The organism is Micromonospora fluostatini, assembly GCF_050410825.1.
Classification (GTDB): domain Bacteria; phylum Actinomycetota; class Actinomycetes; order Mycobacteriales; family Micromonosporaceae; genus Micromonospora; species Micromonospora rosaria.
This window is the reverse complement of the sequence record NZ_CP191251.1, coordinates 4,691,920-4,713,923: the sequence shown is the minus strand read 5'-3', so window position 1 is coordinate 4,713,923 and position 22,004 is coordinate 4,691,920. Positions and strand designations below refer to the sequence as shown.

The 22,004-nt window shown below is 71.8% G+C and carries 16 protein-coding genes and 1 pseudogene; 13 read left to right on the top strand and 4 right to left on the bottom strand.

Translation table 11 applies throughout. The annotated features are described in order from the left end of the window. Positions 1 to 81 precede the first annotated feature (81 nt). Both ACQUFX_RS20565 and ACQUFX_RS20560 read right to left on the bottom strand, forming a co-directional pair. On the bottom strand, positions 82 to 1,716 hold the full coding sequence (locus tag ACQUFX_RS20565) for a glycoside hydrolase family 13 protein (protein WP_428961971.1): 1,635 nt from the start codon (positions 1,714 to 1,716) through the stop codon (positions 82 to 84). Positions 1,717 to 1,881: 165 nt separating this feature from the next. Further along, the gene (locus ACQUFX_RS20560) at positions 1,882 to 2,988 is read right to left on the bottom strand and encodes a LacI family DNA-binding transcriptional regulator (RefSeq protein WP_428961970.1); all 1,107 of its coding nucleotides are present in this window, start codon (positions 2,986 to 2,988) and stop codon (positions 1,882 to 1,884) included. 198 nt (positions 2,989 to 3,186) lie between these two features. On the opposite strand from ACQUFX_RS20560, the gene ACQUFX_RS20555 reads away from it, so the two are divergent. The 4 genes from ACQUFX_RS20555 to ACQUFX_RS20540 all read left to right on the top strand — a co-directional run bounded on the left by ACQUFX_RS20555 (position 3,187) and on the right by ACQUFX_RS20540 (position 8,957). Further along, on the top strand, positions 3,187 to 4,440 hold the full coding sequence (locus tag ACQUFX_RS20555; RefSeq protein ID WP_428961969.1) for a sugar ABC transporter substrate-binding protein: 1,254 nt from the start codon (positions 3,187 to 3,189) through the stop codon (positions 4,438 to 4,440). After that, the gene (locus ACQUFX_RS20550) at positions 4,440 to 6,077 is read left to right on the top strand and encodes an ABC transporter permease subunit (RefSeq protein ID WP_428961968.1); all 1,638 of its coding nucleotides are present in this window, start codon (positions 4,440 to 4,442) and stop codon (positions 6,075 to 6,077) included. Before ACQUFX_RS20555 ends, ACQUFX_RS20550 begins: the two co-directional genes overlap by 1 nt. Beyond that, on the top strand, positions 6,074 to 7,006 hold the full coding sequence (locus tag ACQUFX_RS20545) for a sugar ABC transporter permease (protein WP_428961967.1): 933 nt from the start codon (positions 6,074 to 6,076) through the stop codon (positions 7,004 to 7,006). The genes ACQUFX_RS20550 and ACQUFX_RS20545 overlap by 4 nt, the downstream gene beginning before the upstream one ends. Positions 7,007 to 7,148: 142 nt before the next feature. Then, complete coding sequence (locus tag ACQUFX_RS20540; protein WP_428967015.1) at positions 7,149 to 8,957, top strand: alpha-amylase family glycosyl hydrolase; 1,809 nt, start codon at positions 7,149 to 7,151, stop codon at positions 8,955 to 8,957. Positions 8,958 to 9,051: 94 nt separating this feature from the next. Here ACQUFX_RS20540 and ACQUFX_RS20535 read toward each other — a convergent pair whose 3' ends face one another. After that, a complete protein-coding gene (locus tag ACQUFX_RS20535) occupies positions 9,052 to 9,777 on the bottom strand; it encodes a DUF305 domain-containing protein (RefSeq protein ID WP_428961966.1) in 726 nt (241 codons plus the stop codon). A gap of 251 nt (positions 9,778 to 10,028) precedes the next feature. Between ACQUFX_RS20535 and ACQUFX_RS20530 the strand changes: the two are divergent. From ACQUFX_RS20530 to ACQUFX_RS20490, 9 genes and pseudogenes are all read left to right on the top strand, one after another. Beyond that, positions 10,029 to 11,441: pseudogene (locus ACQUFX_RS20530) on the top strand (LVIVD repeat-containing protein); the annotation flags it as partial. A gap of 487 nt (positions 11,442 to 11,928) precedes the next feature. Further along, positions 11,929 to 12,270 (top strand): hypothetical protein, encoded by a 342-nt coding sequence (locus ACQUFX_RS20525; RefSeq protein ID WP_428961965.1) that lies wholly within the window; start codon positions 11,929 to 11,931, stop codon positions 12,268 to 12,270. Between the two features lie 280 nt (positions 12,271 to 12,550). After that, positions 12,551 to 13,615, top strand: coding sequence for a BMP family lipoprotein (locus ACQUFX_RS20520; protein ID WP_067368979.1), 1,065 nt, complete (start codon positions 12,551 to 12,553; stop codon positions 13,613 to 13,615). Between the two features lie 171 nt (positions 13,616 to 13,786). Continuing rightward, positions 13,787 to 15,403 carry an ABC transporter ATP-binding protein gene (locus tag ACQUFX_RS20515; protein ID WP_428967014.1) on the top strand — a complete coding sequence of 539 codons (1,617 nt, stop codon included), beginning with the start codon at positions 13,787 to 13,789 and terminating at the stop codon, positions 15,401 to 15,403. Continuing rightward, positions 15,400 to 16,731, top strand: a complete 1,332-nt coding sequence (locus tag ACQUFX_RS20510; protein WP_428961964.1) for an ABC transporter permease — start codon at positions 15,400 to 15,402, stop codon at positions 16,729 to 16,731. The genes ACQUFX_RS20515 and ACQUFX_RS20510 overlap by 4 nt, the downstream gene beginning before the upstream one ends. Positions 16,732 to 16,736: 5 nt before the next feature. Beyond that, on the top strand, positions 16,737 to 18,017 hold the full coding sequence (locus tag ACQUFX_RS20505; RefSeq protein WP_428961963.1) for an ABC transporter permease: 1,281 nt from the start codon (positions 16,737 to 16,739) through the stop codon (positions 18,015 to 18,017). 103 nt (positions 18,018 to 18,120) lie between these two features. Further along, positions 18,121 to 18,858 (top strand): cytidine deaminase, encoded by a 738-nt coding sequence (locus ACQUFX_RS20500; RefSeq protein ID WP_067368994.1) that lies wholly within the window; start codon positions 18,121 to 18,123, stop codon positions 18,856 to 18,858. Positions 18,859 to 18,959: 101 nt separating this feature from the next. After that, positions 18,960 to 20,240, top strand: a complete 1,281-nt coding sequence (locus ACQUFX_RS20495) for a thymidine phosphorylase (protein ID WP_428961962.1) — start codon at positions 18,960 to 18,962, stop codon at positions 20,238 to 20,240. 97 nt (positions 20,241 to 20,337) lie between these two features. After that, positions 20,338 to 21,018, top strand: a complete 681-nt coding sequence (locus ACQUFX_RS20490; protein ID WP_067368999.1) for a DUF4272 domain-containing protein — start codon at positions 20,338 to 20,340, stop codon at positions 21,016 to 21,018. A gap of 11 nt (positions 21,019 to 21,029) precedes the next feature. On the opposite strand, the gene ACQUFX_RS20485 is transcribed toward ACQUFX_RS20490, so the two are convergent. Next, positions 21,030 to 21,962: a putative RNA methyltransferase gene (locus ACQUFX_RS20485; RefSeq protein ID WP_428961961.1), complete on the bottom strand. Its 933-nt coding sequence runs from the start codon at positions 21,960 to 21,962 to the stop codon at positions 21,030 to 21,032. Positions 21,963 to 22,004: the final 42 nt, after the last annotated feature.

Sequence of the window (22,004 nt, the reverse complement as noted above, 5' to 3'; positions counted from 1 at the left end):
GCCAGCGGGCCGGGGTTGGCCCGGCCGTCCGTGGGCCCGGAGCACCACGGACGGCCAGGGGTCAGGGGTGGGTCGTCCGGCTCAGCGCCGGTCGAACCACGCGGCGGCGTCCACCGGCAGGACGTGGCCGCCGTCGGACTCGGTGAGGTCGGTGCTGGCGACGACCGGCTGGCCGTACCCGTCGATCCGGACCGGGGCGTCGCTGAGGTTGACCACACAGGTCAGCTCCGCGTCGTCGCCACCCCGGCGGAAGGCCAGCACGCCGGGGCCGGCGGCCAGCCAGGTCACCCCGTCGGCGTCGGCGGCCAGCGCCGGGTGGCCGCGCCGGATCCGCAGCGCGCTGCGGTACAGCTCCAGGGTGGAGCCGGGTACGCCGGTCTGCGCCGCGACCGACAGCGCCCGCCAGGTGGCCGGGGCGGGCAGCCAGCTCAGCTCGCTGCCGTGCGGCCCGAAGCCGTACGGGGCCAGGTCGCCGCTCCACGGGATCGGCACCCGGCAGCCGTCCCGGCTCTCCCCGGTCCGCAGGAACGACGGGTCCTGGCGCAGCTCGTCGGGGAGGTCGAGCACCTCGGGCAGGCCCAGCTCCTCACCCTGGTACAGGTACGCGCAGCCGGGCAGGGCGAGCATCAGCAGGCTGGCCGCCCGCGCCCGGCGCAGCCCCACCTCGCCGTCGCCGTACCGGGTGACGTGCCGCTGCTTGTCGTGGTTGGAGAGCACCCAGGTGGTGGGGGCGCCGACGATGGTCGCCTCGGCGAGCGCGGTGTCGATCACCTTGCGGAACGAGTCGGCCGACCAGGTGGCGTCCAGGAAGTCGAAGCTGAACGCCTGGTGCAGCTCGTCCGGGCCGATGTAGCGGGCCAGCCGCTGCGGCGTCTCGGCCCACGCCTCGGCCACCGCCATCCGGCCGCCGGGGTAACTGTCCAGGATGGGCCGCCAGGCCCGGTAGATGTCGTGGATCTCGTCCTGGTCGAAGTACGGCAGCCGGCCCTTGCCGAGCAGTTCCGACTGGCGGCGGCCGGTGGTCATCGAGTTGAACCCGACGTCCGGCAGCCCCTCGGCCTTGATCATCCCGTGTGCCACGTCGATCCGGAACCCGTCCACCCCACGGTCCAGCCAGAACCGCAGGATCTCCTCGAACTCGGCGCGGACCTCGGGGTGGCGCCAGTTCAGGTCCGGCTGGGCCGGGTCGAACAGGTGCAGGTACCACTGCCCGTCGGGCAGCCGGGTCCAGGCCGGGCCGCCGAAGATGCTCTCCCAGTCGTTGGGCGGCAGCTCGCCGTCGGCGCCCCGGCCGTCGGCGAAGAGGTAGCGGGCCCGCTCGGCGGAGCCGGGCGCGGTGGCCAGGGCGGCCTGGAACCAGGCGTGCGCGCTGGAGGTGTGGTTGGGCACGATGTCGACGATGATCCGCAGGCCGAGGGCGTGCGCGTCGGCGATCATGGCGTCGAAGTCGGCGAGGGTGCCGAAGGCCGGGTCGACGTCCCGGTAGTCGGCGACGTCGTAGCCGCCGTCGATCATCGGCGAGGTGTAGAAGGGGGTCAGCCAGAGCGCGTCCACCCCCAGGTCACGCAGGTACGGCAGGCGGTCCCGGATGCCGGGCAGGTCACCGACGCCGTCGCCGTTGGCGTCGGCGAAGCTGCGGACGTACACCTGGTAGACGACCGCGGAGCGCCACCAGTCGTCGTCGGAGGTCTGCGGCGTGGGGAGGCTGGCGGTCATCGGTGGCGGACCCCGTTCTGTGCTGCGGGACGGCGGCACCCGCCGCGGCGCTGCGGGTGGGCGCGGATGTCACAGCAGAATGCCGGCCAACGACTGCAAGAGTCAAGCAGAGTTTACGCAAGAATTGACGTCAAGACGTCGAACCCCTGGTCGGGGCGGATCGGTTCAGGCGGGTACGGGCAGGGCCGGCGGGGCGGGGCGCTGCCGCTTGCCGGAACCGGTCCCGGCGGCGCCGGGCTCGCCGGTCGCGCCCGTCGCCGAGCGGGCGACCGCGGTGGAGCCCCGGACCACCAGCTCCGGGCGGAACAGGTACTCCGAGTGCGGTGCGGCGTGCCCGTTGATCTCGTCGACCAGGGCCCGGACGGCGGCGACCGCCATCGCCGCGACCGGCTGCCGCATGGTGGTCAGCGGCGGGTCGGTGAAGGCCATCAGCGGGGAGTCGTCGTACCCGACCACGGAGAGGTCCCCGGGGACCGACAGCCCGCGCTGGCGGGCGGCCCGGATCGCGCCGAGGGCCATCAGGTCCGAGCCGGAGACGATCCCGGTGACGCCCCGGTCCAGCAGTCGGCTCGCGGCGGCCTCGCCGCCCTCCACCCCGAACAGGGTCAGCTCGGCCAGCTCGGCCAACTCCGCCTCGGTCAGGCCGGTGTGCCGTTGCATGGCGGCCCGGTACCCGGCCACCCGCCGCTGCACCGGGACGAACCGGTCCGGGCCGGTGATCAGCCCGATCCGCCGGTGCCCGAGCGCGACCAGGTGGGCGACGGCCAGTTCGGTGGCCTCCCGGTCGTCGCAGGAGACGAAGGGCGCGGCGATGCCGGGCACGTACCCGTTGATCATGACGACGGGCAGCGGCCGGGTGATCAGCGAGCGGTACCGGTCGTGGTTGGCGGCGGTGTCGGCGTGCAGGCCGGAGACGAAGACGATCCCGGAGACCTGCCGGTCCAGCAGCATCTCGACGTACTCGTCCTCGGTGACCCCGCCGGGGGTCTGGGTGCAGAGCACCGGGGTGAACCCGCTCTGGGCCAGGGTCGACTCGATCACCTGCGCGAAGGCGGGGAAGATCGGGTTCTCCAGCTCCGGGGTGACCAGGCCGACCAGCCCGGCACTGCGCTTGCGCAACCGGGCGGGGCGCTCGTAACCGAGGACGTCGAGGGCGGTCAGGACGGCCTGCCGGGTCTCGGGGGCCACGCCGGGACGGTCGTTGAGCACCCGCGACACGGTGGCCTCGCTGACATCGGCCTGTTGGGCGATGTCGGACAGTCGAGCGCGCATGGCGGCACTGTAGCGCAGAGGCAACTTCTTGCGTACGCCACTGCAAGGTCTTCCATCACCTGCAATCTCTTGCTAACGTCCCCGCAACACGCGAGAGTAGCGGCGCCGCACCCCGCGCGCCGGTTGGCACGAATCTTTCAAGGTTTCCACTGGCGGTGCGCCGATGTCCGGCCGGCCGCCATGACGACAGGAGTACCGATGCGCATCCGTACCGCGGGTGTGGTCGCCGCCCTCGGCCTGGCCCTCGCCGCCGCCGGCTGCGGCGGCAGCGACGGCAACGACGAGCCGGCCGCGCAGGAGTCCGCCGGCGCCGCCGGCGGCAAGCTGGTGATCTGGGCCGACGACAAGCGGACCGCCGCCCTCAAGCCGTTCGCGGACCGGTTCGGCCAGGAGAACGGCGTCACCGTCGAGGTGCAGGCCGTCTCCAAGGACCTGCAGACCAACTTCGTCACCGCCGCGCAGCAGGGCAGCGGCCCGGACGTGGTGGTCGGCGCACACGACTGGATCGGCAACCTGGTGCAGAACGGCGCGATCGAGCCGGTGCAGCTCGCCGCCGAGCAGAAGAGCGCGTTCAACGAGACGGCCATCAAGGCGGTCACCTTCAACGGCCAGCTCTACGGCGTGCCCTACGCGCAGGAGAACCTGGCCCTGATCCGCAACACCGAGCTGGCCCCCGAGGCCCCGGCCACCATCGAGGACCTGGTCGCCACCGGCAAGAAGCTGAAGGCGGAGAAGAAGGTCAGCGAGATCCTCTGCCTCCAGGTCGGCCAGAACGGCGACTCGTACCACATCTACCCGCTGTACACCTCGGGCGGCGGTTACCTCTTCGGCACCAACGCCACCGGCGACTACGACCCGAGCGACGTCGGCGTCGGCAAGCCCGGCTCGATCGAGGCGTTCAAGAAGATCGCCGCGCTCGGGGAGAAGGGCGAGGGCGTGCTGAAGCGCTCCATCTCCGACACCAACTCGATCGCCACCTTCACCAGCAAGAAGTGCGCCTACCTGGCCTCCGGGCCGTGGGCCACCACCGACGTGAAGAAGGCCAACCTGAGCTACGACATCTCCCCGTTCCCCGGCTTCGCCGGTGGCCAGGAGGCCCAGCCGTTCGTCGGCGTCCAGGCGTTCTACGTCGCCGCGAAGGGCAAGAACAAGGCCCTGGCGCAGGAGTTCGTCGCCAACTACACCACCAAGCCCGACCTGGCCGTGGCCCTGTACGAGGCCGAGCCCCGGCCCCCGGCGCTGACCGCCGCCCTCGACCAGGTCAAGGCGCAGGACCCGGACCTGGTCAAGTTCACCGAGGCCGGCAAGAACGGCCAGGTCCTGCCGGCGATCCCGGCGATGGCCGCGATCTGGGACCCGTTCGGCAAGGCCGAGGCGGCGATCATCGGCGGTGCCGACCCGGAGAAGACCATCACCGCGGCCGGTAAGACGATCACCGGCTCGATCAAGTAATGAGCACGCCGCTGTCCGGCCCGGGGTCCGCGTCGCGGACCCCGGGCCGGGAGCCCGCCGGCTCCCGGCCCGGCCGGGGACGTACCCCACGTCACGACGCGACGGTCAGTCCGACCGGTCTCGCGATCAAGGTGGTCCTGCTCGGCCTCACCGCCGCGATCGCGGTCTGGGCGGCCTTCCCGCTGCTGGAGGGCGGCCACTGGGTCGGCCTGGGGGTGCTGGCGGTGACCACCGCCGGCCTGTTCTACCTGTACCTGGGTCGCCGGCACGTCCCGGCGAAGTACCTGGTCCCCGGCACCCTCTTCCTGATCGCGTTCCAGGTGCTCCCGGTGCTCTACACGGCGAGCACGGCCTTCACGAACTTCGGCGACGGCCACCGGGGGAGCAAGGACGAGGCGGTGGTGGCCATCCAGACCGCCTCGGTGCGGCAGGTCCCCGGCTCCGCCGAGTACGCGCTGACCATCGCCACCACCGGCGACCCGGCCACCGGTCCGCTGGTCTTCCTGGTCACCGACCCGGGCACCGGGACCGTCCAGGTCGGTGACGGCGACGGGCTGCGCCGGCTCGACCCGGGTGACGTCACCGTCGCCCCGGGCGGCCGGGTCACCGCCGCGCAGGGCTACACCGTGCTGAACATCGGCCAGGCCAGCGCCCGCAGCCAGGAGATCACCGAACTGGTGGTGCCGACCGCCGGCGGCGCGCTGCGCTCGTCCGGCCTGTCCCGCGCCTACGAGGGCACGGCGGTGCGGGCGTACGACGACGGGTGCGACTGCATCCGGGACAGCGAGTCCGGCAGGACCTGGACGGCCGACGACGACATCGGCGCGTTCGTCGCCGCCGACGGGGAACGGCTGGCCCAGGGCTGGAAGGTCACCGTCGGGCTGAGCAACTTCACCCGGGTGCTCACCGACCCGAACATCTCCGGCCCGTTCTTCGGCACGCTGGTCTGGAACTTCGCCTTCGCCATCGGCTCCACCGGCGGCACCTTCATCCTGGGCATGTTCATCGCGCTGGCGCTGCACTCGCCCCGGATGCGCGGCACCAACGTCTACCGGGTGCTGCTGATCCTGCCGTACGCGATGCCGTCGTTCGCCATGCTGCTGGTCTGGCGGGACATGTTCAACACCGACTTCGGCCTGATCAACAGCGTGTTCGGGCTGGGGGTGGACTGGTTCGGCGACGAGTGGACCGCCCGGATCGCGGTGATCCTGGTGCAGCTCTGGCTCGGGTACCCGTACATGTTCCTGGTGGCCACCGGCGCGCTCCAGGCGATCCCCCGGGAGCTGACCGAGGCCACCAGCGTGGACGGCGCCTCACCGTGGCAGTCCTTCCGGGCCGTCACCCTGCCGCTGCTGCTGGTCGCCCTCTCCCCGCTGCTGATCGCGTCGTTCGCGTTCAACTTCAACAACTTCAACGCGATCTACCTGACCACCGAGGGCGCGCCCTTCCCGGCGGACAACCCGAGCAACGGGGCGACCGACCTGCTGATCACGTACACCTACCGGCTGGCCTTCGGCGGGCAGGGCGCGGAGTTCGGCTTCGCGGCGGCGATCTCGCTGTTCATCTTCACCATCGTGGCGCTGGTCTCGGCGGTGAGCTTCCGGCGCACCCGCAAGCAGGAGGAGGTGTACGCATGACCACGCTCACCGGTGCGGCGGCCACCGGCCGTGCCACCGACGAGCCGGCCGGCGCCCGCCCCGGCCGGGCCCGGCGGCGCAACCGCTGGTTCGCCCAGGTCGGCTGGCGGCACCTGGTCGGGGTGCTGGCGGTGCTGTTCAGCCTCTTCCCGATCGTGTTCGTCTTCTCCGCCGCGCTCAACCCGCTCGGCACCCTCAGCTCCACCGGGCTGGTGCCGGCGGACGGGGTCTCCTTCGGCAACTTCGGCGAACTGTTCGAGCGGACCCCGTTCGGCCGCTGGTTCCTCAACTCGCTGCTGATCGCCGGGGCGGCCTCGTTCGTCTCGGTGTTCCTCTCCTCGCTGGCCGCGTACGCCTTCTCCCGGATGCGCTTCGCCGGCCGGCGGGTGGGGCTGCTCTCGCTGCTGCTGATCCAGATGTTCCCGCAGTTCCTGGCGATCGTGGCGATCTTCCTGATCTTCGGCACGATCACCGGGCTGTGGCCGGAGATCGGCTTCAACACCCCGTGGGGCCTGCTGCTGCTCTACCTCGGTGGGGCGCTCGGGGTGAACACCTGGCTGATGAAGGGCTTCTTCGACACCCTGCCGAGGGAGCTGGACGAGTCGGCCACCATGGACGGGGCCAGCCACGCCCAGGTCTTCTTCCGGATCATGCTGCCGCTGGTGGCGCCGATCCTGGCGGTGACCGGGCTGCTCGCCTTCATCAACACGATCAACGAGTTCCTGATGGCGAACGTCTTCCTCACCAACGGTGACTCGAAGACCCTCGCCGTCGGGATGTACGGCATGTTGCAGGGCAACGAGCGGAACAACAACTTCGGCATCTTCGCGGCGGCGACCCTGCTCACCGCGATCCCCACCGTGCTGGTGTTCCAGTTCCTCCAGCGCTACATCGTCTCCGGCCTCACCTCCGGAGCGGTCAAGGGCTGAGCCCCGCGACAGCGAGCTGCGGCAAGGGCGTCGGCGGACGGCGGCGTACACCGGAGCAGATGTGCCACGCCCGACCCGCGGCCGGGACACCCGGTCGCGGGTCGGCATCTCCTCGGTGAGTACCGACCGCCCCGAAAGGACGCTGCCCATGAATCCGCACCACGACGGCTCCGCACTGTACGTCCCCGAGCAGACGCCGGCCCTCGGCGACACCGTGCCGGTCCTGGTCCGGGTGCCGGCCGGCACCGACGTCGAACGGGTGCACCTGCGCACCACCCCGGACGGCGAGCCGAAATTCGCCGAGGCGACCGTCGACCGGCGGACCGACACCGAGGTCTGGTACCGGGCCGACGTCGAGGTCCGTAACCCGGTCACCGGCTACCGGTTCCTGCTCACCGGCCGCCGGGGCCGGCGGTGGCTGAACGCCGCCGGGGTGGTCGGCCACGACGTGCCGGACGCCGGTGACTTCAGACTGGTGACGTACGACCCGCCGCCGGCCTGGATCCGCGACGCCGTCGTCTACCAGGTCTTCCCGGACCGGTTCGCCCGCTCGGCCGCCGCCGCCGACCGGGCCGCCCCGGACTGGGCCATCCCCTGCGACTGGGACACCCCGGTGATCGGGCGCGGCCCGGAGACCCCCCGCCAGTTATACGGCGGCGACCTGGACGGCGTCGCCGCGCACCTGGACCACCTCGACCGGCTCGGGGTGAACACCCTGTACCTCACCCCGATCTTCCCGGCCCGCTCCAACCACCGGTACGACGCGGCCAGCTTCGACCGGATCGACCCGCTGCTCGGCGGGGACGCGGCGCTGGCCCGGCTCGCCGACGCGGTGCACGGCCGGGGCTGGCGGCTGATCGGCGACATCACCAGCAACCACACCGGCGACGCGCACGAGTGGTTCCGGGCGGCGCTGGCCGGCTCCGCCGCCGAGCGGGAGCTGTACTACTTCGACGCCACCGGTGACTACGAGTCGTGGAACGGGGTGCGGTCGCTGCCGAAGCTCAACTGGGGCAGCGCCGAGCTGCGCCGCCGGTTCGCCACCGCCGAGGACTCGCTGCTGCGCCGCTGGCTGCGCCCGCCGTACGGGCTGGACGGCTGGCGGGTCGACGTGGCGAACATGACCGGCCGGCGCGGGGCCGACGGGTACACCCACGAGGTGGCGGCGTTGCTGCGCCGGGCGGCCGTGCAGACCCGGCCGGACGTGCTGGTGGTCGGCGAGCACGGCCACGACCACACCGGTGACCTGGACCGGGACGGCTGGCACGGGACGATGAACTACGTCGGCTTCACCGATCCGGTGCTGTCCTGGCTCAAGGACGGCGACGCCGAGGTGCCGAACTTCCTCGGCACCCCGGGCGGGGTCGTCCGACGGTCCGCCCCGGAGGTGCTGGCCACCATGGACACCTACCGGTCGCTGGTCTCCTGGCGGTCGTACACCCACTCGTGGCAGTTGCTCGGCTCGCACGACTCGGCCCGGGTCCGCACGGTGGTCGGCGACGCCGCCCGGCAGGAGGTGGCCGCCGGGCTGCTCGCCACGATGCCCGGTACGCCGATGGTCTTCGCCGGGGACGAACTGGGGCTGACCGGTACCAACGGGGAGGGGTCGCGGACCCCGATGCCCTGGCACCGGCCGGAGAGCTGGGACCGGGGCACCCTGGCGGCGTACCGGTCGCTGCTGGCGCTGCGGCGGGCCGAGCCGGCGCTGCGCCACGGCGGCCTGCGTCGGGTCCACGTCGACCCGGACACCCTGGTCTTCCTGCGTGAGGCCCCGACCGGCGCGGTGCTGGTGCTGGCCCGGCGCGCGCCCGGCGTCCCGGTACGGCTGACCGGCCTGCCGGCCGCCACCAGCGTGTACGGCGGCGCCGACGACCTGCGTCCGGACGCGACCGGCACGCTGGTGCTCCCCGCCGACGGCCCGACGTTCCAGGTCTGGCGGCTGGCGGGCTGACCCGACCGGGGCCCTGGCGGGCTGACCCGACCGGGGCCCTACGGGCTGAGCCGGCCGGGGCCCTACGGGCTGATCCGACCGGGGCCCTGGCCGCTCAGCCGGCCAGGGCCTCCTTCATCCGCTGGATCTCCACCCGCTGCTCGACCGCCGTGCTGGTGGCGGTCTCGTTGACGATCGGGTCCACGCCGAGCGTCTGGGCCTCCAGCGCCATCGTGATGGCGCCCTGGTGGTGGGCGCTCATCATGTCGACGAACATCTTGTCGAACTCGGCGCCCCGGGCGGCCTCCAGCGACTTCATCGCCTCCGGCGACTGCATCCCGGCCATCTCGTGCCCGTGCTGCGCGGTCGCGGCCTCACGCTTGAGGCCCTTGGACTCCAGCCAGGCCTCCAGCGCCTTGATCTCCGGGCCCTGCGCGGCCAGGATGCGGTCCGCGATGGCCGCGATCTGCGTGTTCCCGGCCCGCTCGGGGGCGAGCCGGGCCATCACCAGCGCCTGCTCGTGGTGGGGGATCATCATGCTGACGAACCGGACGTCGGCCGCGTTGTAGGCGGGGGCCGGCTGCGGACTGAACTCGTTGGACGGCACCGTCGACGCGCTCTGGCCGGGCCGCCCGGGGATCACCACCGGCGCGGTGACGTCCGGCGCCGAGGAAAGCTGGATCGGCTCCGGAGCGGCGGCGCTCGCCGTCGGCTCGGGCTCGTCGCGGGACAGCCCGACGGCCACCGCGACCCCGGCCACCAGCACGCCGAGCACGGCCAGCTCCACCAGCACGATGGGCCGCCACCGGCGGGACCGCCCCCCGGTCTGTTTGCCTAGCACAAGTCGTCTCCCATTACTGGCCCAGAGTTGGCCGGGATCGTAACGCGGCCTGGCCTGCACCGGAAGGGTCGGCGAAGCGATTTGGACCTTAACTCCGACCTGCGGTTTTTGTTCAGCGAGCTGCCAGGTGGCTGTTGCTTGATCGTTATCAAGCTTGGTTCCAGGGTGTGATGCGTATCACAATGTCCAGGTCGGGGCCACGATATGGTCCCGCTACCTCTCGACCCAACCCCGACGAAGGGTGTCGCTCCATGTTCAGAAAACCCCCACAAGGGACGCGGAGGCTCGGGGCCATCAGCCTGGCTGCCGCCGCAGCTCTCCTCGCGACCACTGTGGCCGGCGCACCCGCCAGCGCCGCCGAGGTCGAGGAGACCGCCAACGACCCGGCCTACGTCATCCCGGGTGTCGATGAGATCTCCTCCAGCAGCAACTTCCGGACGATCGCCAACCTGCCGAAGACGGGGGCGTTCGAGTCCGAGTCCGCTTACGGCACGGACATCGCCTTCCAGGGCAACTACGCCTTCGTCGGCAACTACAACGGCTTCACGATCTACGACATCAAGCAGCCGCGGAACCCGAAGGTCACTAGCCAGGTCCTCTGCCCCGGCGCGCAGAACGACATCTCGATCTACGGCGACCTGCTGTTCCTCTCGGTGGACTCGTCCCGTAACGACGACTCCTGCAACAGCACCGCCCAGTCCGCGACCATCAAGGACTCGTGGGAGGGCGTCCGGATCTTCGACGTCTCCGACAAGGTCAACCCGACCTACATCAAGGCGATCGAGACCGACTGCGGCTCGCACACCCACACCCTGGTGCCGGCGAAGACCAAGGACAAGATCTACGTCTACGTCCAGTCCTACAGCCCGAACGCGAGCTTCCCGGACTGCCAGCCGCCGCACGACAAGCTCTCGATCATCGAGGTGCCGCTGAACGACCCGACCCAGGCCGCGGTGGTCGCCACCCCGAACCTGTTCCCGGGTGACCTGGGCGCCGCCTCGACCAGCGGTTGCCACGACGTGACCGTCTACGCCGAGCTGGACCTGGCCGCCGGTGCCTGCATGGGCGACGGCGTCCTGATGGACATCTCGGACCGGACCAACCCGGTCGTGCTCAGCCGGGTCCGGGACACCAACTTCGCCTTCTGGCACTCCGCGACCTTCAACAACAGCGGCAACAAGGTCATCTTCACCGACGAGCTGGGCGGCGGTGGCTCGGCCACCTGCAACCCGACCATCGGCCCGAAGCGCGGTGCCAACGCCCTCTTCGACATCGAGGGTGAGGGCGCCGACCGGAAGCTGGTCTTCAAGAGCTACTTCAAGATCCCGCGGGAGAACACCCGCTTCGAGAACTGCGTCGCCCACAACGGCTCGCTGATCCCGGCCATGGGCCGCGACATCATGGTCCAGGCCTGGTACCAGGGCGGCATCTCGGTCTTCGACTTCACCGACTCCAGCAACCCGGTCGAGCTCGGGTTCTGGGAGCGGGGCCCGCTGTCGGACTCGCGTCTGGTGCTGGGCGGCTCCTGGTCGGCCTACTACCACAACGGGTTCGTCTACTCGTCCGACATCCAGAAGGGCTTCGACGTCCTGAAGTTCGCGGACGCCCGGACCAACAACGCCGAGGCCGTGGTGGCCCTCGACGAGTCGAACCCGCAGAACCAGGTCAGCTACCCCGAGTGCGACCAGGTGCTCACCGCCCGGGTCAACGGCGGTCTGACCGTCAAGTCCGGCAGCACCGTCTGCCTGGACCGGGCGACCGTCAACGGCGTCGTCAAGGTCGCGAACGGCGGCAGCCTGATCGTGTACAAGAGCACCCTCAACGGTGACGTCAACGCCAACGGCTCCAAGCTGGTCAACCTGGTCGAGACCACCGTCAACGGGGGCCTGAAGGCCGTCGGCGCCAAGACCACCATCAAGAACACCAACATCACCGGTACGGTCAAGCTCAGCTAGTGACCTGCCCCGCCCGTCGCCCCGCAGGTGACGCGGCGGACGGTGTACGGCGCCCGGTCGGGGTCTCCCGGCCGGGCGTCGCCGTACCCCCGAACCACGGGCGGTCCCGGGCCGGACGGCCGGTGGAGATCACGGTATGAGCTCAGCCGGTGGGCCGTCTACTACGAGCTGTCGTTGATGGGGGAGGATGGTCGGCATGGAAGCTCTTCGGCTGGTACTTCTCTATCTGCACCTGATCGGTTTCGGCCTGCTGCTCGGTGGCGGGATCGCGCAGTACCTCAGCGCGCGGCTGCGGATCAACGCGGCCATGCTCTGGGGTGCGGTGATCCAGGTGGTCACCGGTCTCGGTCTCTCCGCCCCGCTGCGGGACGGGGACGAGCCCTCCCCGGCGAAACTTGTTACCAAGGCGGTCATCGCGCTGCTGATCTTCGTCATGGTGTTCTTCTCCCGCAAGCGGGAGTCGGTGCACCGGGGGCACTTCCTCGGAATCCTGGTGTTGACCCTGGTCAACGCGGCTGTGGCGGTCTTCTGGCGGTGACCCGTACGGCCCCTCCGGCGGGTCGGGCAACCGGACTTCCGGGACGCCCGGCCGGCCGGTGACCGGCGTCGGCAGTGATTTCCCCCACCCAAGGGTTACGTAGGGGTAACGAGCGTTCAACAGTCGTGCACGATTGTCGGCCGGTGGGTGGACGCGGGCGTACGCTTCGCGTCCGTAACGTGAACCGCCGGCGGCATGGCGCAGGCCGGCCTCAAGGGCAGCCACCGCTTCTGGCGCGGTGTGCAATGGGAAGGGAGACGTCTTGCGCTCTGTGCGTGGGATGCGGATCGCCTCCGTCGTCGCGGCGGGTGGGCTCGTGTTGGGTGCCGCCGCGTGTGGTGAGGCTCCCGAGGAGAACAACAGCGCCGGCAGCGGTGAGACGAAGTACAGCGCCTGCATGGTGACCGACGTCGGCGGCATCGACGACAAGTCCTTCAACGCCTCCGCGTGGAAGGGCCTGGAGGCCGCCAAGGCGGAGAACGGCAACATCGACATCAAGTACGTGCCGTCGAAGGCCGAGGCCGAGTACGAGCCGAACCTGACGCAGTACGTCAACCAGAAGTGCGACTTCATCCTCGCCGTCGGCGGGCTGATGGCCGAGGCCACCGGCAAGATCGCCAAGGCGAACCCGAACCAGCAGTTCGGCATCGTCGACGCGAAGCTGCCGGAGACCAACGTCTACCCGATGCAGTTCGACACCGCCCAGGCCGGCTTCCTCGCCGGTTACCTGGCCGCCGGGATGACCCAGTCGGGCACGGTCGGCACCTACGGCGGCATGAAGATCCCGCCGGTGACGATCTTCATGGACGGCTACGTCGACGGGGTGGCCCACTACAACCAGACCAAGAGCGGCAGCGTCAAGGTCGTCGGTTGGGACAAGGCCTCCCAGAACGGCTCGTTCACCAACGACTTCATCAAGCAGGACGAGGGCAAGAAGGTCAGCGACGCGCTGGTCGCCCAGGGCGCGGACATCATCATGCCGGTCGCCGGCGGCGCCGGCCTCGGCACCACCGGTGCCGCCCAGGCCTCCAACGGCAAGTACAACACCATCTGGGTGGACGTCGACGGCTGCGAGAGCACCCAGAACTGCCCGGCGATCATCACCACCGTGGTGAAGAACATCGCCGACGCCGTCAAGGAGGCCGTGGTCAAGGCCGCCGGTGGCGAGCAGCTCTCGGCCGACCCCGGCTACCTGGGCAACCTGGCCAACGACGGCGTCGGCCTGGCCCCGTACCACGACTTCGACAGCAAGGTCCCGGCCGAGCTGAAGGCCGAGGTCGACAAGCTGAAGGCGGACATCGCCGCCGGCACCATCAAGGTCACCTCGGCCGCGCAGCCGAAGTGACCGGTCCCGGCGACCACCGGTGAGACGATCACCGATGGTGGCCGGGAGCCACAGGTACGCCGATCCGGCCGCTCCGGTCGCTGCGGGCACTCCTGCCCCACCACCGGAGCGGCCGATCTGCACCGACCTCTCCTCCGCAGGTCGGCGCCGTGCCCGACCCGGCCGGCAACCCTGCACCATTCCCCCGCTCGCACCCCGGAGGTTGCGCTGAGACTCGAACTGCGCGGCATCACCAAGCGGTTCGGTGACCTGGTCGCCAACGACCACATCGACCTGACGGTGGAGCCAGGAGAGATCCACGCCCTGCTCGGTGAGAACGGCGCGGGCAAGTCGACCCTGATGAACGTGCTCTACGGGCTCTACCACCCCGACGAGGGCGAGATCCTGGTCGACGGCCGGCCGCTGAAGCTCAAGGGCCCCTCCGACGCGATCGCGGCCGGGATCGGCATGGTGCACCAGCACTTCATGCTGGTGCCGGTCTTCACCGTCACCGAGAACATCATGCTCGGGGCCGAGCAGGTCCGGGGCGGCATCGCCGGCTTCCTCGACCGGCGCCGGGCCCGGCGGGAGGTCACCGAGGTCTCCGAGCGGTACAACCTGCGGGTCGACCCGGACGCGCTCATCGAGGACCTGCCGGTCGGCATCCAGCAGCGGGTGGAGATCGTCAAGGCGCTCACCCGCGACGTCGACCTGCTCATCCTCGACGAGCCGACGGCCGTGCTGACGCCGCAGGAGACCGAGGAACTGCTCACGGTCATGCGGGCGCTGAAGGCGGCCGGCAAGTCGATCGTCTTCATCACCCACAAGCTCGGCGAGGTCAAGGCGATCGCCGACCGGATCACCGTGATCCGGCGCGGCCGGACCGTCGGCACCGCCTCCCCGGAGGCGAGCCGGGACGAGTTGGCCGCCCTGATGGTCGGGCGCAGCGTCCGGCTCACGGTGGAGAAGCAGCCGGCCACCCCGGGCAGGCCGGTGCTGGAGGTCGCCGGCCTGGTCGTGGACGACGACCGGCAGGTCCGCGCGGTCGACGGGGTCGACCTGACCGTGCACGCGGGCGAGGTCCTCGGCATCGCGGGGGTGCAGGGCAACGGACAGACCGAGCTGATCGAGGCGATCATGGGCCTGCGCCCGCTGCTCGCCGGCACGGTCACCCTCGACGGCCAGCAGGTCGACGGCTGGTCGACCAAGAAGGTGCTCCGTGCCGGGGTCGGCTACGTCCCCGAGGACCGCAGCGTCGACGGGGTGGTCAAGGAGTTCAGCGTCGCCGAGAACCTGGTGCTCGACCTCTACGACCGGCCGCCCTTCGGACGCGGGCTGGCCCTGCGGCTCGACGAGATCACGAAGTCGGCGCGGGAGCGGATCGCCCAGTTCGACGTCCGGACCCCCTCGGCCGAGGCGCCGGTGGGCACCCTCTCCGGCGGCAACCAGCAGAAGGTGATCGTCGCCCGGGAGCTGTCCCGGCCGCTGAAGCTCTTCATCGCCGCCCAGCCGACCCGGGGCGTCGACGTCGGTTCCATCGAGTTCATCCACAGCCGGGTCATCCACGAACGGGACATCGGCACCGCCGTCCTGGTGGTCTCCAGCGAGCTGGACGAGGTGATCGCGCTCGCCGACCGGATCGCGGTGATGTACCGGGGCCGGATCATCGGCATCGTCGGCCCGGACACCTCCCGGGAGGCGATCGGCCTGCTGATGGCCGGCATCACCCCCGGCACGGCGACCGAGGACGGCACGGCGACCGACGGCGGTACGACGGCCGAGGTCCCTGGTAGCGAGGACGAGGCATGAGCAACGCAGTTCCCCCCTCGGGGTCGCCGGACAAGGAACCGGCCACCGAGACACAGGCCGCGCGGACCGCCCTCGGCAAGACCGGGTCGGCAGAGCCGGCGACCACCCCCGGCTCCCCGGAGCCGCCCCGGCGACCCTCGCTCGGGCAGGCCTTCCTGGAGAACCTCTGGGCCGCCAACACCTTCACGGTGACCCTGCTCTCGCTCTTCCTGGCGATGGTCGTCGGCGCGGTACTGATGATCGTCTCCGACCCCGAGGTGGTCGCCACCTACAGCTACTTCACCGCGCGGCCCGGCGACGCCCTCCAGGCGAGCTGGGCGCTGGTCAGCGACGCCTACGCCAACATGTTCCGGGGCGCGGTCTTCGACCCCGGCGCGGTGGGCTTCCAGGCGGCGATGAGCCCGATCTCGGAGACCCTGACCTACACCGCCCCGCTGGTCTTCACCGGCCTGTCGGTGGCGCTGGCCTTCCGGGGCGGCCTGTTCAACATCGGCGCCCAGGGGCAGGCCACCATGGGCGTCATCCTGGCCGCCCTGGCCGGCTTCCTGCTGCCGCTGCCGCCGGGGCTGCACCTGGCCGTCGCGGTGCTCGCCGGTGCCCTGGGCGGGGCGATCTGGGGCTTCATCCCGGGCATCCTCAAGGCCCGGACCGGCGCCCACGAGGTGATCAACACGATCATGCTCAACTACATCGCCATGTACTTCCTGACCTGGCTGATCGTGCAGAAGGGCGTCCAGGACCCGAACCGGACCGACGCGATCAGCCGGTCGGTGGACGCCTCGGCGCAGTTGCCCCGGCTCTTCGGCGACACCCTGCGGGCGCACTCCGGCATCATCCTGGCCGTGCTGGCCACCTGGGCGGTGGCCTGGCTGCTCAACCGCTCCACCCTCGGCTTCGAGCTGCGCGCGGTGGGCGCGAACCCGGACGCCGCCCGCACCGCCGGGATCAGCGTCACCCGGACGTACGTGCTGATCATGGTCTTCGCCGGCGTCCTGGCCGGCCTGGGCGGCTCCAACATGGTCCTCGGCTCCACCGCGACCGCGCTGACCCCGCTGGTCGTCGCCCAGATCGGGTTCGACGGCATCCTGGTGGCCCTGCTCGGTCGGGTGAAACCGTGGGGGGTGGCGCTGGCCGCGCTGCTCTTCGGCGCGCTCCAGGCCGGCGGCAACCGGATGCAGTCCTACGCGGGGATCTCGCTGGAACTGGGCACCGTGCTCCAGGCGCTGATCGTCATCTTCATCGCCGCACCGGCCCTGGTGAAGGCGATCTTCCAGCTCCGGGCCGCCCGCGCGGCGCGGTTGCAGACGAGCCTGGCGAAGGGCTGGTGACAATCATGTCCACCATGGCTGTCGAGGACGTCGCGGTCGCCCCGGTCGACGAGGGTTTCTGGACCCGTACCCGCAAGGTCGGGCTGGTGCTGGTCGGGCTCGGCCTGGTCGGCGCGGTGCTGTTCGGGTCGCTGGCCACCGGCGAGCAGGCCCGCTTCACCCTCAGCGAGGACTCCGCCGGGGCCGCCCTGTCGATCCACGGGACGCTCGGCGCGGTCCTGTTCGGGCTGTTCGCCGTGGCCGCCGGCGCGGCGATGCTCGTCGGGCTGCCGAAGCGCTGGTTCACCCTGGTGCTCGGGGTCGGCCTGGTCGGCTTCGTGCTCTCCTTCCTCTGCTGGCAGATCTCCGACGCCCAGCCGGGGCAGAACTTCATGCCCCTGGTCAACATCGTCCGGGGCACCTTCATCCTGGCCCTGCCGCTGATCTTCGGGGCGCTGGCCGGGGTGCTCTGCGAACGCTCCGGCGTGGTCAACGTGGCCATCGAGGGGCAGTTGCTGATGGGCGCCTTCAGCGGGGCGCTGTTCGGCAGCATCTCCGGCAGCGTCTGGGTGGGGCTGGTCGCGGCGGCGCTCGGCGGCGCGTTCATCTCGCTGCTGCTGGCCGTCTTCGCCATCCGGTACCTGGTCGACCAGGTGGTCATGGGCATCGTGCTCAACCTGCTGGCGGTCGGGGTCACCGGCTTCCTCTACGAGCGGCTGATGCAGACCGACGCCGCCCGCTACAACAGCGCGCCCCGCTTCTCCAACTGGGAGATCCCGCTGCTGTCGGACATCCCGCTGCTCGGCCCGGCGCTGTTCCGCGGCAACATCTTCCTGTACCTGGGCCTGCTGCTGGTGCTGGTGCTGCACATCGCGCTGTTCCGGACCCGCTGGGGGCTGCGGACCCGGTCGGTCGGTGAGCACCCCACCGCCGCCGACACCCTCGGCGTCAAGGTGCTGCGGGTGCGCTACCGCAACGTGCTGCTCGCCGGGGTGGTCGCCGGCATCGGCGGCGCGTCGTACACGCTGGCGCTCTACTCGTTCACCAAGAACATGATCGGTGGCAAGGGCTTCATCGCCCTGGCCGCGTTGATCTTCGGTCGGTGGAGCCCGACCGGGGCGCTGCTCGCCGCGCTCTTCTTCGGCTTCGCCGACCAGCTCGGCACCTACCTCGGGGCGATCAACAGCATCATCCCCAGCCAGTTCCTGGCGATGCTGCCGTACCTGGCGACGATCCTGGCCGTGGCCGGTCTGGTCGGCCGGGTCCGGGCCCCCGCCGCCGACGGCAAGCCGTACATCAAGGGCTGACCGGCGCGGTCGACCACGCGGGCCGTACCCGGACACGTCCGGGTACGGCCCGCCGCGCGTCCCGGCGACGAGCCTCGGCGCGTGCCCCACACCCGTACTCCCGATGATCGGCGGGAGTGGGCAGAATGGAGGGGTGACCGAGATCGACTGGGAGCGACTGCGCGCCGCCGCCACCGAGGTGATGCGGCACGCGTACGTGCCGTACTCGAAGTTCCCGGTCGGGGCGGCGGCCCTGGTCGACGACGGCCGGATCGTGGTGGGCTGCAACGTCGAGAACGCCGCGTACGGGGTGGTGCTCTGCGCCGAGTGCGGCGTGGTCTCCTCGCTGCACGCCACCGGGGGTGGCCGGCTGGTCGCGCTCTCCTGCGTCGACGCCACCGGTGAGCCGCTGATGCCCTGCGGCCGGTGCCGGCAACTGCTCTGGGAGCAGGGCGGGCCGGAGTGCCTGATCGAGGCGAGGGGCGGCCCGCTGCGGATGGCGGAGCTGCTGCCGCACGCCTTCGACGTGGCCGACCTGGAGGCGGTCACCGGGGAACGCCCGGTGCCGGTGGTGCCGGACCGGCTGGCCGCCTGGCGGGGCCGGGGCACCGTCTTCGTCCACCCCGACCTCTCCGCCGGCCAGCAGGTCTGGACGGCGTACTGGGAGCGGTCCGCCGGGGACACCGAGGGGGCCGAGACCGGGGTGCTGGAGGAGGGCCCGAGCTGGGACGAGCCGGCCGAGGCGATCACCTGGGGGCTGGCCCGGACGCCCCGGGTGGTGGTGGTCGACGCGTCGGGCACCATCTTCTGGGCCGGCGAGGGCGACCCGCCGCTGGAGATCCCGACCCGCTGGGCGGGCTGAGCCCGGCGGCCGGTGACCACGGCCGGTGACCAGTGGCCGGTGCCCCGCGACGACCGGTGGCCCCGCTGGTGCCCCGCAAACGACTGGAGTGAGGACAACTGATGAGCGCGTTCACCGCCGTTGACGTGATCCGCACCAAGCGGGACCGGGGGGTGCTGACCGACGGGCAGATCGACTGGGTGGTCGACGCGTACACCAAGGGTCTGGTCGCCGACGAGCAGATGTCGGCGCTGGCGATGGCGATCCTGCTCAACGGCATGACCGCCCCGGAGATCGCCCGGTGGACCGCCGCGATGATCGCCAGCGGCGAGCGGCTGGACCTGTCGGGGGTCTCCCGGCCGACCGTGGACAAGCACTCCACCGGCGGGGTCGGTGACAAGATCACGCTGCCGCTCACGCCGCTCGTCGCGGCCTGCGGCGGCGCGGTCCCGCAGTTGTCCGGGCGCGGCCTCGGGCACACCGGCGGCACCCTGGACAAGCTGGAGTCGATCCCCGGCTGGCGGGCCGCGCTGAGCAACGACGAGTTCCTCGCCCAGCTCCGCGACGTCGGCGCGGTGATCTGCGCCGCCGGCTCGGGCCTCGCCCCCGCCGACCGCAAGCTGTACGCGTTGCGCGACGTCACCGGCACCGTCGAGGCGATCCCGCTGATCGCCTCCTCGATCATGAGCAAGAAGATCGCCGAGGGGACCGGGGCGCTGGTGCTCGACGTCAAGGTCGGCTCCGGGGCGTTCATGAAGTCCGTCGCGGACGCCCGCGAGCTGGCCCGGACCATGGTGGAGCTGGGCGGCGCGCACGGGGTGCGCACGGTCGCCCTGCTCACCGACATGTCCACCCCGCTCGGGCGGGCCGTCGGCAACGCCGTCGAGGTCGCCGAGTCGGTCGAGGTGCTGGCCGGCGGGGGCCCCGCCGACGTGGTGGAGCTGACCCTCGCGCTGGCCCGGGAGATGCTCGCCGCCGCCGGCCTGCCCGACGCCGACCCGGCCGCCGCGCTCGCCGACGGCCGGGCGATGGACACCTGGCGGTCGATGGTCCGGGCCCAGGGCGGCGACCCGGACGCGCCGCTGGCCACCGCGAACGAGGTGGAGGTCGTGCTGGCCGACACCGACGGGTACGTCGCCGAGGTGGACGCGTACGCCATCGGGGTGAGCGCGTGGCGGCTCGGCGCGGGCCGGGCCCGCAAGGAGGACCCGGTCAGCGCCGCCGCCGGGGTGGTGCTGCACAAGCGCCCCGGTGACCAGGTGCGCGCCGGTGAGCCGCTGTTCGAGCTGCGCGCCGACCACGCCCAGCGGATTCCCGCCGCGCTCGCCGAGGCGTCCCGCGCGGTCCGCGTCTCGGCCACGCCGCCGCAGGTCGCGCCGCTGGTCATCGAGCGGATCGGCTGAGCGGGGCGGCGTCCGCGCGGTCACCGGAGGCGGCTATCCTCCCTGCCCAGGGGGGAGTGAGCGGCACCGGTACGACGTCAGACAGGGGTCTTCAGCAGTGACCGTACTCGCCCCCGATCCGCGGGCCGTGCGTGAGGCGAGCCTGGAGGAGCTGGACCGGCTGGGGTTGCCCCGGCCACCGGGCACCTTCCCGCTCGTCTGGGAGCCCGGCGACGAGATCGAGCTGCGTCCCACCGGTGAGATCGAGGCGCGGATCGCGGTGCTGCACCTGATCCTGGCCCGCTGTTTCGGGATGCCGCCGGACGCGGCGATGGGCTGGCTGCTCGGCTCGAAACTGGTGGAGATGCTCACCCCGCCGGAGTGGCAGTTCGTGGTGGGCGGCCGGGGGGACCACCGCTCCTTCGTGCTGCACCACGACGCGCTCTTCTCGCTGGCCTGGGTGCTGGGCCTGAGCAAGCAGCTCGATCCGCGCCTGCCGGTGGACGAACGGCTGGTGGACCGGCTGCCGCAGATCTCCCGGGGCGAGACCTTCGACGAGTGGCGGGGCCGGGTCCTCGCCGTCCCGCAGCACCCGGCCGACGCGGCGGCCCTGCTCGACCTGCACTACTGCCTGGACTGGGCCTACCTGGAGCTGGAGGAGGCCGGTCGGGTGCTGCCCGGGGCGGTCGACGCGAACGCGATCGGGCAGCGGCGCTGGGCGCTGGAGTGGGCGGTGGTCCTGCGCGGCCCGTACCACGACGAACCGCCCGGCTGGGAAGAGGTCGACCTCTCCACCTGAGCCCGCCCCGGTCAGCGGGGGCGGTGCACGCCCACGCGGACGGCCAGGGTCACCGGGACCGGCTCGGCCAGCGCGGCGACCCGCGCGGCCAGCCGGTCCGGGTCGGCGTGCCAGGCGCTGGGGCCCATCCCGACCAGGGTGCCGACCTCGGCCCGGCTCAGCGCCAGCCGGCTGCGCAGCACCGTGGCGTCCACCTCGGCGAAGTGACCGGCCAGGCTGCCGGCGACCCGGTCCGCCTTGGCCGGGTCCACCCGGAGCAGGCCGAGGGTGTCGACCAGTTCGGTGAGATGGTCGTCGGCCGGGGTCGCCACCAGCAGCGTCCCGCCCGGGTCGAGCACCCGGCGGAACTCCGCGCCGTTGCGCGGGGCGAAGACGTTGAGCAGCACCGCGACCGAGGCGTCGGCGAGCGGCAGCCGCTGCCAGGTGTCGGCCAGCGCCGCCGCCGCCCGGGGATGGGCCTTCGCGGCGCGGCGCAGCGCCGGCTTCGACACGTCCAGGGTCAACCCCACGGCCTCGGGCAACGCCGCCAGCACCGCCGCGAGGTGCCGGCCGGTCCCGCCCCCGGCGTCCACCACCAACGGGTACGCCGACCCGCCGCCCCGGGCGCGGGGCGCGTCGGTGGCCGGGGCACCGAGTGCGTCGGTGGTGCGGGGCGCGTCGGTGGTGCCGAGCGTGGCGGTGGCGCGTCGCGCGGCGTCGGCCAGCGCGGCGGAGATCGGGTCGTAGTGGCCGGCGGCCAGGAACTCCGTCCGGGCGGCCACCATCTCGGCGGTGTCCCCGACGTGCGGGGCCCGGCCGGTGAGGAGGTTGACGTAGCCCTGCCGGGCCACGTCGAAGCTGTGCCGGCGCGGGCAGCGCAGGGACCGGGCCGGCCCGGTGTCGACCTCGGCGAGCGGGTCGGCGCAGACCGGGCAGCGGAGGCGGGCGACGACGTGCGGATCCATCCCGGACATCCTCGCAGCCGCAGTTGCGCCGGCCGGCACGGT

Excerpts from the sequence above, each read along its gene's own strand:
- ACQUFX_RS20565 (WP_428961971.1), bottom strand. The coding sequence starts at position 1,716 with ATGACCGCCAGCCTCCCCACGCCGCAGACCTCCGACGACGACTGGTGG.
- ACQUFX_RS20560 (WP_428961970.1), bottom strand. The coding sequence starts at position 2,988 with ATGCGCGCTCGACTGTCCGACATCGCCCAACAGGCCGATGTCAGCGAG.
- ACQUFX_RS20555 (WP_428961969.1), top strand. The coding sequence starts at position 3,187 with ATGCGCATCCGTACCGCGGGTGTGGTCGCCGCCCTCGGCCTGGCCCTC.
- ACQUFX_RS20550 (WP_428961968.1), top strand. The coding sequence starts at position 4,440 with ATGAGCACGCCGCTGTCCGGCCCGGGGTCCGCGTCGCGGACCCCGGGC.
- ACQUFX_RS20545 (WP_428961967.1), top strand. The coding sequence starts at position 6,074 with ATGACCACGCTCACCGGTGCGGCGGCCACCGGCCGTGCCACCGACGAG.
- ACQUFX_RS20525 (WP_428961965.1), top strand. The coding sequence starts at position 11,929 with ATGGAAGCTCTTCGGCTGGTACTTCTCTATCTGCACCTGATCGGTTTC.
- ACQUFX_RS20520 (WP_067368979.1), top strand. The coding sequence starts at position 12,551 with ATGCGGATCGCCTCCGTCGTCGCGGCGGGTGGGCTCGTGTTGGGTGCC.
- ACQUFX_RS20510 (WP_428961964.1), top strand. The coding sequence starts at position 15,400 with ATGAGCAACGCAGTTCCCCCCTCGGGGTCGCCGGACAAGGAACCGGCC.
- ACQUFX_RS20505 (WP_428961963.1), top strand. The coding sequence starts at position 16,737 with ATGTCCACCATGGCTGTCGAGGACGTCGCGGTCGCCCCGGTCGACGAG.
- ACQUFX_RS20500 (WP_067368994.1), top strand. The coding sequence starts at position 18,121 with ATGATCGGCGGGAGTGGGCAGAATGGAGGGGTGACCGAGATCGACTGG.
- ACQUFX_RS20495 (WP_428961962.1), top strand. The coding sequence starts at position 18,960 with ATGAGCGCGTTCACCGCCGTTGACGTGATCCGCACCAAGCGGGACCGG.
- ACQUFX_RS20485 (WP_428961961.1), bottom strand. The coding sequence starts at position 21,962 with ATGGATCCGCACGTCGTCGCCCGCCTCCGCTGCCCGGTCTGCGCCGAC.